At 75.3% G+C, this 12986-nt stretch carries 12 protein-coding genes; 6 read left to right on the top strand and 6 right to left on the bottom strand.

The features are described from left to right. Positions 1 to 21 precede the first annotated feature (21 nt). From GCE86_RS25740 to GCE86_RS25725, 4 genes are all read left to right on the top strand, one after another. On the top strand, positions 22 to 1791 hold the full coding sequence (locus tag GCE86_RS25740) for a proline--tRNA ligase (RefSeq protein ID WP_154229295.1): 1770 nt from the start codon (positions 22 to 24) through the stop codon (positions 1789 to 1791). A 55-nt stretch (positions 1792 to 1846) separates the two neighbouring features. Then, positions 1847 to 2266 carry a CBS domain-containing protein gene (locus GCE86_RS25735; protein WP_154229294.1) on the top strand — a complete coding sequence of 140 codons (420 nt, stop codon included), beginning with the start codon at positions 1847 to 1849 and terminating at the stop codon, positions 2264 to 2266. Between the two features lie 69 nt (positions 2267 to 2335). Then, a complete protein-coding gene (locus tag GCE86_RS25730) occupies positions 2336 to 2761 on the top strand; it encodes a SufE family protein (protein WP_154229293.1) in 426 nt (141 codons plus the stop codon). Between the two features lie 20 nt (positions 2762 to 2781). After that, the gene (locus tag GCE86_RS25725; protein ID WP_154229292.1) at positions 2782 to 3414 is read left to right on the top strand and encodes a DsbA family oxidoreductase; all 633 of its coding nucleotides are present in this window, start codon (positions 2782 to 2784) and stop codon (positions 3412 to 3414) included. Positions 3415 to 3450: 36 nt separating this feature from the next. Here the strand turns inward: GCE86_RS25725 and GCE86_RS25720 are convergent, their stop codons facing one another. From GCE86_RS25720 to GCE86_RS25700, 5 genes are all read right to left on the bottom strand, one after another. Continuing rightward, positions 3451 to 3999, bottom strand: coding sequence for a YbaK/EbsC family protein (locus GCE86_RS25720; protein WP_154229291.1), 549 nt, complete (start codon positions 3997 to 3999; stop codon positions 3451 to 3453). A 143-nt stretch (positions 4000 to 4142) separates the two neighbouring features. Next, positions 4143 to 4337 (bottom strand): hypothetical protein, encoded by a 195-nt coding sequence (locus GCE86_RS25715; protein ID WP_154229290.1) that lies wholly within the window; start codon positions 4335 to 4337, stop codon positions 4143 to 4145. 107 nt (positions 4338 to 4444) lie between these two features. Beyond that, positions 4445 to 5110, bottom strand: a complete 666-nt coding sequence (locus GCE86_RS25710; protein ID WP_154229289.1) for a GAP family protein — start codon at positions 5108 to 5110, stop codon at positions 4445 to 4447. Between the two features lie 52 nt (positions 5111 to 5162). Continuing rightward, positions 5163 to 6536: an MFS transporter gene (locus GCE86_RS25705; protein ID WP_154229288.1), complete on the bottom strand. Its 1374-nt coding sequence runs from the start codon at positions 6534 to 6536 to the stop codon at positions 5163 to 5165. 55 nt (positions 6537 to 6591) lie between these two features. After that, on the bottom strand, positions 6592 to 6852 hold the full coding sequence (locus GCE86_RS25700) for a hypothetical protein (RefSeq protein WP_154229287.1): 261 nt from the start codon (positions 6850 to 6852) through the stop codon (positions 6592 to 6594). A gap of 225 nt (positions 6853 to 7077) precedes the next feature. On the opposite strand from GCE86_RS25700, the gene GCE86_RS25695 reads away from it, so the two are divergent. Together GCE86_RS25695 and GCE86_RS25690 are read left to right on the top strand one after the other, a co-directional pair. Further along, the gene (locus GCE86_RS25695) at positions 7078 to 11640 is read left to right on the top strand and encodes a cation-translocating P-type ATPase (RefSeq protein ID WP_154229286.1); all 4563 of its coding nucleotides are present in this window, start codon (positions 7078 to 7080) and stop codon (positions 11638 to 11640) included. After that, the gene (locus GCE86_RS25690; protein WP_154229285.1) at positions 11630 to 12418 is read left to right on the top strand and encodes an MBL fold metallo-hydrolase; all 789 of its coding nucleotides are present in this window, start codon (positions 11630 to 11632) and stop codon (positions 12416 to 12418) included. Before GCE86_RS25695 ends, GCE86_RS25690 begins: the two co-directional genes overlap by 11 nt. Before the next feature lie 53 nt (positions 12419 to 12471). Here GCE86_RS25690 and GCE86_RS25685 read toward each other — a convergent pair whose 3' ends face one another. Then, complete coding sequence (locus GCE86_RS25685) at positions 12472 to 12891, bottom strand: CBS domain-containing protein (protein ID WP_091264855.1); 420 nt, start codon at positions 12889 to 12891, stop codon at positions 12472 to 12474. Between the last annotated feature and the right edge of the window lie 95 nt (positions 12892 to 12986).

Raw genomic sequence — 12986 nt, 5'->3', positions numbered from 1 at the left:
GGCGCCCCGTACGCTGCGGCAATGCTGCTGCGCATGTCGACCCTGCTGCTCCGGACCCTGCGCGAGGACCCGGCGGACGCGGAGGTGCCGAGCCACCGGCTCCTGCTCCGCGCCGGCTACATCCGCCGCGCCGCACCGGGCGGCTACACCTGGCTGCCGCTGGGCAAGCTCGTGCTGGACCGGGTCACCGAGATCGTCCGCGCCGAGATGGCGGCGATCGGCGACCAGGAGGTGCACTTCCCGGCGCTCCTCCCGGCCGAGCCCTACCGGACCAGCGGGCGGTGGACGGAGTACGGCGACGACATCTTCACCCTCGAAGACCGGAAGGGCGCCGAGCACCTGCTCGCCCCGACCCACGAGGAGATGGCCGCGCTGCTGGTGAAGGACCTGTTCAACTCGTACCGGGACTTCCCGGTGACGCTGTTCCAGATCCAGACCAAGTTCCGGGACGAGGCCCGGCCGCGGGCCGGTGTGCTGCGCGGGCGCGAGTTCCTCATGAAGGACGCCTACTCGTTCGACCTCGACGAGGCGGGGCTCCAGGCCGCCTACGACCGGCACCGCGAGGCGTACCAGCGGATCTTCACCCGGCTCGGGCTGGACTTCACCGTGGTGCACGCGATGTCCGGTGCGATGGGCGGCTCGGCGTCGGAGGAGTTCCTGGCCGCCACGCCGGTCGGCGAGGACACCTACGTCGGCTGCACCGCCTGCGACTACGCGGCCAACACCGAGGCCGTGGTGACCCGCGCGCCGGCGGCCGGCGACCCGCACGCGCACCCGGCCACCGAGGTGCACGACACCCCGGAGACGCCGACCATCGCGTCCCTGGTCGACCTGGCCAACGGCCGCGCGCTGGCCGGCCGGACCGACTGGACCGCCGCCGACACGTTGAAGAACGTGGTGCTGGCCGTGCGCCGGCCGGGTGCCGAACGGGCGGAGCTGCTGGTGATCGGCCTGCCCGGGGACCGGGAGGTGGACCTGAAGCGGGTCGAGGCGGCCCTCGCCCCGGCCACCGTGGCGGTCTTCGACGACTGGGCGGCGCACCCGGAGCTGGTCCGGGGCTACCTCGGGCCGCAGATCCTGGCCAAGCACGGCGTCCGCTACCTGGTCGACCCCCGGGTGGTCACCGGCACCACCTGGCTGACCGGCGCGAACGAGCCGGGCCGGCACGCCACCGACGTGGTGTGCGGGCGGGACTTCGTGCCAGACGGCACGATCGAGGCGGCCGAGGTGCGCCCGGGCGATCCCTGCCCGGCCTGCGGCGACGGCGAGCTGACCATGCGCCGGGGCATCGAGGTGGGGCACATCTTCCAGCTCGGCCGCCGGTACACCGACGCCTTCGCGGTCGACGTGCTCGGCCGGGAGGGCAAGCCGGTCCGGCCCACCATGGGCTGCTACGGCATCGGCGTCTCGCGGGCCGTCGCGTCGGTCGCCGAGCAGCACCACGACGACCGGGGGCTGGTCTGGCCCGCCGAGGTCGCGCCCTGCGACGTACACCTCGTGGCGGCCGGCAAGGGGCCGCAGCTCGACGCGGCGCTGGAGCTCGGCGGGCGCCTCTCCGCCGCCAGCCTGCGGGTGCTGGTCGACGACCGCGCCCACGTCTCGGCGGGGGTGAAGTTCACCGATGCCGAGCTGATCGGCATCCCGCGCGCCGTCGTGGTCGGCCGCCGCCTGGCCGAGGGGTACGTCGAACTGCGCGACCGGGCCTCCGGCGAGCGGATCGAGTTGCCGGTGGACGGCCTGGTCGAGCGCCTGCTCGACGAGGCGGGTGGCACGCGCCGCGACCGGGTGTAGCGGACGCGCCACGGGGTACCGCACACGGATCGACCGAGGTGTTTCGGAGGCTCTCATGTACCGGGTCAGTGACGTGATGACCAAGCAGGTGGTCTACCTGCCCGCGGAGACTCCCCTGGACGAGGCGGCCAGGGTGATGAAGGAGTCGGACATCGGCGACGTGGTGGTCACCGACGGCGCCACGTTGGCCGGCATGCTGACCGACCGGGACATCGTGGTGCGTGCCGTGGCCGAGCGGGCCGACCCCTCGACCACCACGATCGGTGCGATCGTCACCCGCGAGGTCGTGATGATCGAGCAGCACTGCACCGCGAACGAGGCGGCCGCCCTGATGCGGGAGCGCAACATCCGGCGGGTGCTGGTCTGCGACAACGACCGCAAGCTGGTCGGCATCGTCTCCCTCGGCGACCTGGCCATGCAGCTCGACCCGAACTCCGCGCTGAGCGACATCAGCGAGGCCGCCCCGAACGTGTGATCCGCCCGACCCGGTGCCCTCCCGGCCGACCCCGGAGGGCACCGGGTCACCGGCGGTAGCCTGGCGGTCATGTCCGAGATGCCGAGCAAGCTGGCCGAGATCGTCGACGAGTTCGCCGCCGCCCCGCGCGACGTGGTGCTGGAGATGCTGCTGGAGTTCTCCGACGTGATCCCACCGCTGCCCGAAGGCGTGGACCGGGAGGACCTGGAGCAGGTCCCGGAGTGCCAGACCGCGTTCTTCCTGCGCGCCGAGGTCAACCCGGACAAGACGGTGAGCACCATCTTCGACTGCCCGCCGGAAGCGCCGACCACCCGGGCGTTCGCCGGCATCCTCGCCGAGGGGCTGGCCGGGGCGAGCGCCGAGGACGTGCTGGCCGTGCCGGACGACCTCTACCAGCGGATGGGTCTGGCCCAGGCGATCAGCCCGCTGCGGATCCGCGGCGGCACCGCCATCCTGGCCCGGCTGAAGCGCCAGGTCCGGGAACAGATCTCCTGATCGACGGGTTGTCGCTGGTCATGGAGATCGAGATCTACGCCGACGTCGTCTGCCCCTGGTGCTGGATCGGCAAGCGCCGCCTGGAGCAGGCCCTGGAGCGGTACGACGGCGAGGTGACCGTCCGGTACCGGCCGTTCCAGCTCGACCCGACGCCGGTGACCGAGCCGAAGCCGCTCATCGAGGCGCTGGGCGCGAAGTTCGGCGGCCGGGACCAGGCCGAGGGCATGGCCGCCCATGTCACCAAGGTCGCCCGGGGCGCCGGGATCGACATGAACTTCGACCGCGCGGTGGCCGCGAACACCTTCGAGGCGCACCGGCTGGTGCGGTTCGCCACCGAGCGGGGCCGGGCCGCCGAACTGGTCGAGCGGCTCTACCGGGCGCACTTCCAGGACGGGATCGACGTCGGGTCGACCGACGCGCTGGTCAAGCTGGCCGCCGAGGTCGGCCTGGACGAGACCGAGGCCCGCGACTACCTGGAGTCGAACCTCGGCCGCCGGGAGGTGGCCGCCGACCTGAGTGCCGCCCACCAGCTCGGGGTCTCCAGCGTGCCGACCTTCGTGCTCGCCGGGAAGTACGCCGTCACCGGCGCCCAGGAGCCGGAGACCATGCTGGCCGCCCTCCACGAGGTGGCGCAGCGCGAAGCCTCCGCGTGATGTTTCACGTGGAACAAGATCGATGCGGGTGACGGCCTAGGCCGGTCGGGCCAGGTCCTCCACCACGGTTGCCCCGGGCAGCGCACCGAGCGCCGGCCCGGGCAACGCGATCTTGCTGTGCCGGACACCCGAACCGATGATCACGTGCGGCGTGGCGATCACCCGCGAGTCGACGAAGATCGGCCAGCCCTCGGGGAGGCCGATCGGGGTGATCCCGCCGTACTCCATGCCGGTCAGCTCGACGGCGTCGTCCATGGGCGCGAAGCTCGCCTTGCGCGCGTCGAGCAGCCGGCGGACCACGCCGTTCACGTCGGCCCGGGTGGTGGCGAGCACCATGCAGGCCGCGTACCGGGTCTCGCCGCCCCGCTTGCCGGCGACCACCACGCAGTTGGCCGACTCCTCCAGCCCCACCTCGTACGCCGCGCAGAACGCGGCCGTGTCGGCCAGCTCGGCGTCGATCGCGGCGACCAGCACCTCGTCCACGTCCACCGGAGCCTCGTCCGGCCACCGCTCGATCGCGGCGGCCACCGGCGGCGCCAGCAGGTCCAGTCGGGTGCGGGCGGGCTCGGTCTTCAGCGTCCCCATCACGGATGCGATCCTCGCACCCGGCCAGCGGCTCCGCTGACCGACGTGCCGACCGGCCCGGATGCTGGACGACGGCCGCGGCGGGCGGCGGGCGGCGCCCCGGACACGACCCGCCGGGCGGCGCGCCGGCCACGAGCCGGCGGTCAGCTGCCGGTGAGGAAGGCGTTCTCGCGGGCGAACGTGCGGTCCTGGTGGGCCGCCAGCTCCTCGGCCCGCAGGGCCTGGGCGCGGTGGGTCTCCACGTCCTCGATGCCGTGCCGGACTCCGAGCCGGATCACGCCGTAGAGGAAGACGAAGCCGAAGACGTACAGGATCACGGTGGTGACGAAGACCAGCATGCGGCCACGGTAGGGCGGCCCGGAACCGCAAGAGGTTTCATCTCCGGCCGGTTCCCCCGTACGTGTCGGCGAGGTGGTCGGCCCAGGTGCGGGTGCCGTGCGGCAGTTCACCCCCGGCGGGTCGACTCCACCAGGTCGAGCACGGTCACCAGCGCGAAGAACGCGATCACCACCTCGCTGACCACCCAGCCGTGCCGGTCCGTCCAGGCCCGGAGGCGGGGCAGCGCCGTGGCGGCCCGCCCGCGGGCCAGCAGCAGGATGAGCAGCGGCACGGCGAGCAGCCCGACCGTCAGCAGGACGAACGGCAGCAGGTGCCACCACGCCAGGTCGTGCCGGGCGACGCTGGCGCCGACGGCCGCCATGGTGAGGTCGTCGGTAGGCGCGCTGGCGATGAGCACCGCACCGAGCCGCAGGGCGTATCCCGGCTCGGCCCGGCGGAGCCGGTCCATCCAGCGGGGCAGGCCGGTCCGGTGCCGGCGGAGGTAGACGATCACCGCGAGGACGACCAGCAGCGCCAGCACCACCCAGTCGATCCGGCTCGCGGTCCGTTCGAGCTGTACGACGTCGGTCTCCGCTCTCGCCTCCGGGCCGCGGAGCACTCTGGTGAGCAGCCAGCTCAGCGTCACCCCGGTGACGACCACGGCTCCCGCCCCGGTCAGGTAGCCGAGCGAGGCGGCGCGGGGCCGCTCGGCGGAGGCGAGGAGCACCGCCGCGACCACCTGCGTCCCGGCCACCATCACCACGGCCAGCGGCAGGATGGTCAGGAAGTTCATGGCCCGCCCATCCTCCCGGCCGGTCAGCCGACCCCGGGCCGCTTTGCCCCGATCACCGGTCGGCGAGGACCACCCGTCCGGCGAGCACCACGCCGAGCAGCCCGCAGCCGGCCGCCACGGCGAGCGTGGTCGCGTAGCTCGCGGGGCCCGGCGCCGAGCCGGCGGCCAGCACGGCCCCGGTCAGCGCCAGCACCGTGGCGGCGGAGAGCGAGTCGCCCAGTTGCAGCGCCGAGCTGTTCCGGCCCTGCTCGGCCGGGGCCGAGAGGGCCAGGGTGAGCACCGACAGGGACGGGTAGAGCAGCCCCATGCCGAGGCCGGCGACCGCCCAGGCCAGCACGGCGAGCGCCACCGGAACGGCCGGCAGGAGGGCCAGGGCGACGCCGGCCGTGCCGACGGCGATGCAGGCCAGCCCGACCCGGGGCAGGGTGGCGGCCGACCGTGGCGCGGCGATCCGGCCCTGGATCCCGGAACCCACCGACCAGGAGAGCGCGCCGACGGTCAGCACCAGCCCGGCCGCGGTCGGCGAGAAGCCCCGCTCCCGGGACAGCATCAGCGGGATCACCACCTCGGCCCCGGCGAATGCCGCGGAGGCCAGGCCGCGCAGGCCGATGACGGTCGGCAGCCCTCGCGCGGCCCGCAGGAACCCGGCCGGCAGCAACCGGGGTACGCAGGCCAGCAGCCCGGCCAGCGCCACGCCGATCAGCCCGGCGGCGAACGCGCCGCGCTGCTGCCCCCCGTAGTGCAGCAGTGCGGCGCTCGCCCCCGCCCCACAGGCCCAGCCGATCCGGGCCAGCGCACCGGCCGGCGGCCGGACCGGCACGGCCGCACCCAGCGCCCGCAGCCCCGGCTGCACCAGCAGCACGGCCGGCAGCGCCACCGCCGGCACCGCGAGGAACACCCAGCGCCAGCCCAGGTGCTCGACGATCAGCCCGGCCACCGCCGGACCGACCAGCGACGGGACGACCCAGGCCGCGGCGAACGCGGCGAAGATGCGCCGCCGCAGCTCCTCCGGGTACGCCTGGCCGACGATCACGTAGAGCGCCACGGACAGCAGGCCCGAGCCGAAGCCTTGGACGACCCGCCCGACGACCAGTACCTCCATGGTGGGCGCGGCGCCCGCCACCACCAGGCCCGCCACGAACCAGGCCACGCCGTGCCACATGGCCGGGCGCGGGCCCCGGGCGTCGCACCAGATGCCGGAGGCGACCATGGCCACCACGCCCGAGGCGAACGGGCCGCCGAAGGCGAGCGCGTAGAGGCCGAGCCCGTCCAGGGTGCGGGCCACCGTGGGCATGGCGGTGCCCACGGCGAGCGCCTCGAAGGCGAGCAGCGACACCAGGGCGACGCTGCCCACGGTCATGGCCCGCAGCCGCGGCGACCAGAGGTGTGCGGGCGGGGCCGCCGGCGCGGCGGTGACGGTCGACATGGGCTCAAGCTTCGTTCCTCAACCGGGATTGAGGTCAACCGTGAGCCCCGTCTCGTTACGCCGACTCCAGCGCCTCACCGATGCCCTTGACCAGTCCCGAGTAGTGCTGGTCGGCCAGGAGGTGCCCGGCGGTGATGACGAGGGCCAGCGGCCACTCGATGACCTGGAGCGCGGCGAGCACGCCGAGCCCCGCGTAGTAGGTCAGCTTGTCGGGCGGCGGCACCGCCACCTCGCCCAGGATCGGGATCTCTACCCGGCGGCAGTACGTTTTGATCATCTCTCGCGACCCGCTGAGGTTTCGTGTCAGCGTGCTCATCCGCGCCTCCCCGGTTCCGATGACGACACCGATCTCCGGTCGGCATTCCACCGGCCTCCCCGTCCATGCCCCGGGCAGTGCGGAAACTTGCCCCGCCGGAGGGGCATAACGGACGCCACCCCGGGAAGTCGGGCCGCCGGGACCAGGCATGGGAGGCGAGATGGCGTACGGCTACGAACGCGGGAGCACCGGGGAGCGGGGCCGACAGCCCGGCCGTACGCCTCGATGACCTCGCTGGGCCGCGTCGCCGGCCTCCTGCTGTCGCCGGCCACCGTGCCCGACGTGGTGGCCCGGGTGGCACGTACCGTCGCCACCGCCGTGCCGGACACCGCCCGTACCGTCGGGTCCGCCCTGCCGGAGACGGCCCGGAACGCCGTGCCGGACAGCGTCGCCGACGCGGCGGGAAGCGTGAGCGGGGCCGCGGTCCGGCTGGCCCGCTTCGCGGGGCTGACCCGGCGCCGGGTGTGGTCGCGGGACGGCCGGCACCACATCGAGGTGCACGGCGTCTGCCAGGACGGCGGGGACCGGCTGGCCCGGCAGGTCGAGGCGGCCCTGGAGGCGCTGCCCGGGGTGGCGTGGGCCCGGGTCAACGCGCCGTCGGGCCGGGTGGTCGTGGCGGTCGAGGAGCCGAAGCCGAAGCTGCGCGACCTGATCGCCACCGTGGCGCGGACCGAGCGGGTGTGCCCGCACGAGCCGGACCCGGAGATCCCGCCGCCGCATCCGCCCGAGGAGGGGCCGCGCACGCCGCGCACCATGGGCGCGCTGGTCTCGGACGCGCTCGGCCTGACCATCTCGGCGGCCACCCGGATCCTGCCGTTCGCCCCGGTCCCCGGTGAGGTGGCCGGCTTCCTCAGCGCGGTCGACCTGCACCCGAAGCTGCACGCGTTCGCCGGCCGTGGCCTGCGCGCCGACCCCCGCGCCGACCTGCTCTTCCCGCTCGCCGAGGCGGTGGTCCAGGGGCTCACCGGCGGCTGGGCCGGCATCGTGCTCGACGGCGCGCAGCGGGTCGTGCAGTGGGGCGAGGCGCGAGCCCAGCTCGCCGCGTGGGCGAAGGCCGAGCCGAGGCTGACCGGCGAGGCGGACCGCGCGGTCGCCCGGGTGCCGGACGGCGAGCGGCCCTGCCCGGTCCCGGACGGCCCGGCCGAGCGCTACGTGAGCCGGTCGCTCGCGGCGGGAGCGGCGGCCGGGGCGGCGGCGCTGCCGGTGGCCGGCGGAAAGCGGGCGGCCGCGCTGGCCCTGTCGTCACTGCCGAAGGCGCCCGGCAGCGGCCGGGAGGGGTACGCGGCGCAGCTCGGCCGGATGCTCGCCCGGCGCGGCGTGATCGCCATGGACCGCAGCGTGCTGCGCGAGCTGGACCGGATCGACACGGTGCTGCTGGACGCCGCGGTGCTCGGCTCCGACCGGGGTGTGCTCGCCGACCTGGCGCCGCTGCCCGGCGCGGACACCGGTCAGGTGGCCGCACGGGCGTTCGCCCTGTTCGACCCGGCCGCCCCGCAGGCCGTGCGGAACGCCGGCGGCTGGCGGCTCGGCCCGCTGGACCGGCTGGACGCCGAGGACCCCGGCGACACCCCGGACAGCGCCCGGCTGCGCGCGGACGGCGGCCCGCTGCTGGGGCTGGCCGAGGACGGGCGGCTCGCCGCCGTGCTGCGGGTCGAGCCGGAGCCCGTGCCGGGGGTGGACGCCCTGGCGACCGCCGCGCGGCACGCCGGGCTGCGGCTCGTGGTCGCCGGGGACGAGGACGGCCGGTACGACTTCGCCGACGCCCTCGTGCCCGGCGGCGACCAGCTCGCCGAGTCGGTCCGCGACCTGCAGCGCGACGGCGCCGTGGTGATGGTGGTCTCCGGCGACCGGGCCGCGCTGGGCGCCGCCGACTGCGGGCTGGGCGTCGCCGCCCCGGAGGACCTGCCGCCCTGGGGCGCGCACCTGCTGGTCGGCGACGACCTGCGGATCCCCGCCCTGCTCATCGACGCGACCGGGGTGGCCCGGCGGATGACCGGGCAGAACATCCGGATCGCGATGGCCGGCACCGGCCTGGGCGCGCTGGGCGCGTTCACCGCCGAGCGCGAGCGGCTGCCCGGCCGGACCCTCGCCGCGGTGAACGGCGCCGCCGCCCTCGCCTTCGCCCACGGCGTCTGGCGGGCCCAGCGGCTGCCCGACCGCACCCGTACGCCGGTGCCCGCGCTCATCGCCTGGCACCTCATGCCGGTGGAGACGGTCCTCGACCAGCTCGGCACCCACGCCGAGGGGTTGACCGGCGCGGAGGCGGCCCGCCGCCGGCGGGCGGCGACCGGGGACGGGCACGGGCCGGCCGGGCTGCTCCGCGCCTTCGTGGACGAGCTGTCGAACCCGCTCACCCCGGTTCTCGCCGCTGGGGCGGTGCTCTCCGCCACGTTCGGTTCGCTGGTCGACGCGGCCCTGGTCGGCGGCGTGGTGGGCGGCTCGGCACTGATCGGCGCGGTGCACCAGCGCAACACCGAGCGTTCGCTGGCCGAGCTGCTGTCCCGCTCGGCGGTGACGGCCCGGGTGCTGCGCGACGGCGCCGAGCAGGTGGTGGCCGCCGAGGAACTGGTCGCCGGGGACGTGGTCGTCGTGGAGTCCGGCGACGCCATCCCGGCCGACTGCCGGGTGCTGACCAGCGACGGGCTGGAGACCGACGAGTCGTCCCTGACCGGCGAGTCACTGCCGGTGGGCAAGAGCGCCGAGCCGGTGGTGGCCGCCGCGGTCGCCGAGCGCCACTCGATGGTCTACGAGGGCACCACGGTCGCGGCGGGCCACGGCACCGCCGTGGTGGTGGCCACCGGCGAGGAGACGGAGGCCGGACGGAGCCTCGCCCTGGCCCGGCAGGCGCCTCCGGCCAGCGGCGTGGAGAGCCGGCTCGGGAAGCTGACGAGTGCCGCCGTGCCGCTGGCCGCCGGCTCGGCCGTCGCGGTGGCCGGGGCGGGGCTGCTCCGGGGCGTACCCCTGGTGGAGACGGCGGCGACCGCCGCGAACCTGGCCGTGGCCTCGGTGCCCGAGGGGCTGCCGTTCCTGGTCAGCGCCGCGCAGCTGGCGGCGGCGCGGCGGCTGGCCGAGCACGGCGCGCTGGTGCGCAACCCGCGGACCATCGAGGCGCTGGGCCGGGTCGACGTGCTCTGCTTCGACAAGACCGGCACCCTCACCGAGGGCAAGCTGCTGCTGGCCGGGGTGGGTGGCGGGGACGACCGGTACGCCCCGCCGGACCGCCTGGACGCGCCGCTCCGGATGACCCTGGCCGCGGCGCTGCGGGCCACCCCCGCGGCGGCCGACCCGGACGAGCTGCCCCAGCAGACCGACCGCGCGGTACGCCGCGGCGCCGGCACGGCCGGCGTGGTGGAGCGGACCGGCGCGCCGGACTGGACCGCGGTGGGCGGGCTGCCGTTCGAGCCGTCGCGCGGCTACCACGCCACCGTCGGCCGCACCGCCGACGGGCTGCTGCTCAGCGTGAAGGGCGCGCCCGAGTCGGTGCTGCCCCGGTGCGCCGCCCGGCGGACCGCCGGTGGCGACACCCCGCTGGACCCGGGCGGCCGAAACGCGCTGCACGCGATGCTCGCCGAGCGGGCCGGTGCCGGGCACCGCATCCTGGCCGTCGCCGAGTGCGCCGTGGGGGCCGAGACGGTGACCGACGAGCAGGTCAACGGGCTGGTCTTCGTCGGCTTCCTGGCCCTCGCCGACGGGGTGCGGGAGAGCGCCGCGCCCGCCGTGCAGCGGATCCGGCAGGCCGGGGTGCACACCGTCATGATCACCGGCGACCACCCGGCCACCGCCGAGGCGATCGCCGCCACCATCAGCCCCGACCACGGGGAGCAGCGGGTGGTCACCGCCACCGAGCTGGACCGGCTCGACGACGAGGCCCTCGCGGAGCGGCTCATGACCACCGACGTGGTGGCCCGCTGCACCCCCGCGCACAAGGTGCGGATCATCCAGGCGTTGCAGCACCGGGGCCGGACGGTGGCCATGACCGGTGACGGCGCCAACGACGCCCCGGCGATCCGCCTCGCCGACGTGGGCATCGCGCTCGGCCAGCGCGGCACCCCGGCGGCCCGCGCCGCCGCCGACCTGGTGGTCACCGACGACCGGCTGGAGACGATCATCGCCACCCTCGTGGAGGGACGGGCCATGTGGTCGTCGGTCCGCCACGCACTGAGCATCCTGGTCGGCGGCAACCTCGGCGAGATCGCGTTCAGCGTGCTGACCGCCGCGGGCACCGGCCGGTCGGCGCTCACCGGCCGGCAACTGCTCCTCGTCAACCTGCTCACCGACCTCGTGCCGGCGCTGGCCATCGCGGTCCGGCCGCCCGCCGCCGACGGTGCCGACCACCTGCTGCGGGAGGGACCGGACACCTCGCTCGGCGAGACGCTGACCCGCGAGATCGCGCTCCGGGCCGCGGCCACCACGCTGGGCGCGACCGCCGGCTGGACGCTCGCCCGCTGGACCGGCCGGGAACGCCGGGCCGCCACGGTCGCGCTCGCCTCGCTGGTCGGCACCCAGCTCGGCCAGACCGTGCTGGCCGGCGGCACCAGCCCCGCCGTGCTGGCCTCCACCGTCGCCTCGGTCGGCGTCCTGATCGGCGTCGTGCAGACGCCCGGGGTCAGCCAGTTCTTCGGCTGCACCCCGCTCGGCCCGGTGGGCTGGAGCATCGCCGCCGGCTCCGCGCTCGGCGCGACCTTCGCCAACGGCGCGCTGACCCGGCTGGTCGACCGCCTGCCCCAACCCGGCACCCATCCGCATGGCGAGGCCGATCAGGGGTACGGCGAGGAGCATGAGTCCTGAGGTGACCTTCGTCGGTACGGCGACGACCCTGTTGCGGATCGGCGGATTCACCCTGCTCACCGATCCGAACTTCCTGCACCGCGGGCAGCGGGCCTACCTGGGCAAGGGGCTGTGGTCGAAGCGGAGCACGGACCCGGCGCTGACCATTCCCGAGCTGCCCGCGCTGGACGCCGTGGTCCTGTCCCACCTGCATGGCGACCACTTCGACCGGGTGGCCCGGCGCGGGCTGGACCGCGGCCTGCCGATCGTCACCACACCGCAGGCGCAACGGAAGCTGCGCCGCTGGGGATTCCGGGCGGCGGAGGGGCTGCCCACCTGGCGCTCGTACGAGCTGCACCGCGGTGCCGAGACGCTGCGGCTGACCGCGCTGCCCGGCCAGCACGGGCCCGGCGCGCTGGACCGGCTGCTGCCCGACGTGATGGGCACCCTGGTCGACCTGGAGAGCGCCGGCGAGCGCCGGTTCCGGCTCTACGTCACCGGGGACACCCTGCGCCGCCCCCAGCTCGCGCAGATCCCCGAACGGTTCCCGGACATCGACGCCATGCTGATCCACCTCGGTGGCACCCGGGTCGCCGGCATCCTGCTCACCATGGACGCGCGCCAGGGCGCCGATGTGGTGGAGCTGATCCGGCCCCGGCTCACCGTGCCGGTCCACTACGACGACTACCCGGTGTTCCGCTCGCCGCTGCGGCACTTCGTCGAGGAGGCCCGGCGGCGGGGATTCGTCCGGCAGGTCCGCACCATCGGCCGGGGCGAGACCGTGCCGCTGACCCCCTGACACGGCTCGCCGCCCGCTCCGGTGACCCGGAGGGGCGGCGTGTCGGTCGTGCGTCAGGCGCGCTCGGAGATCGCCTCGATGAGGTCGCCCACCGGGCGTTCCGGCAACGAGCGGGCCACGTCGGCGACGGCCACGATGCCGACGAGCTTCTGCCCGTCGATCACCGGCAGCCGGCGTACCTTGTGCTCGCCCATGGTCCGCAGGATCTCGGCCGCGTCGTCGTCCGCGCCGATGGTCACGGCCTCGCCCTGGGCCAGCTCGCCGGCGGTCACGTCGGCCGGGTCCTTCCCCGTGGCCAGCACCTTCACCACGATGTCGCGGTCGGTCACCATGCCCTTGAGGCGGTCGTCGTCGCCGCAGATCGGCAACGAGCCCACTCCGAGCTCGGCCATCCGTCGGGCAGCGGTCCGGAGGTCGTCCTGCTCCCGGACACAGCTCACGTCGCTGGTCATGATCTCGCGTGCGGTCGGCATTGGCATGACACCTCACTTTCGGGGGGTTGTTACCCGAACCTCCTACCCCCGGCGGCCGCAGGCATGCGGACGACATGGACGGCGGACCGGTGGGA

This window comes from Micromonospora terminaliae (assembly GCF_009671205.1).
Taxonomy (GTDB): Bacteria; Actinomycetota; Actinomycetes; order Mycobacteriales; family Micromonosporaceae; genus Micromonospora; species Micromonospora terminaliae.
Note: the sequence above shows the minus strand (reverse complement) of the source record. Positions and strands in the feature narration are given on the sequence as shown.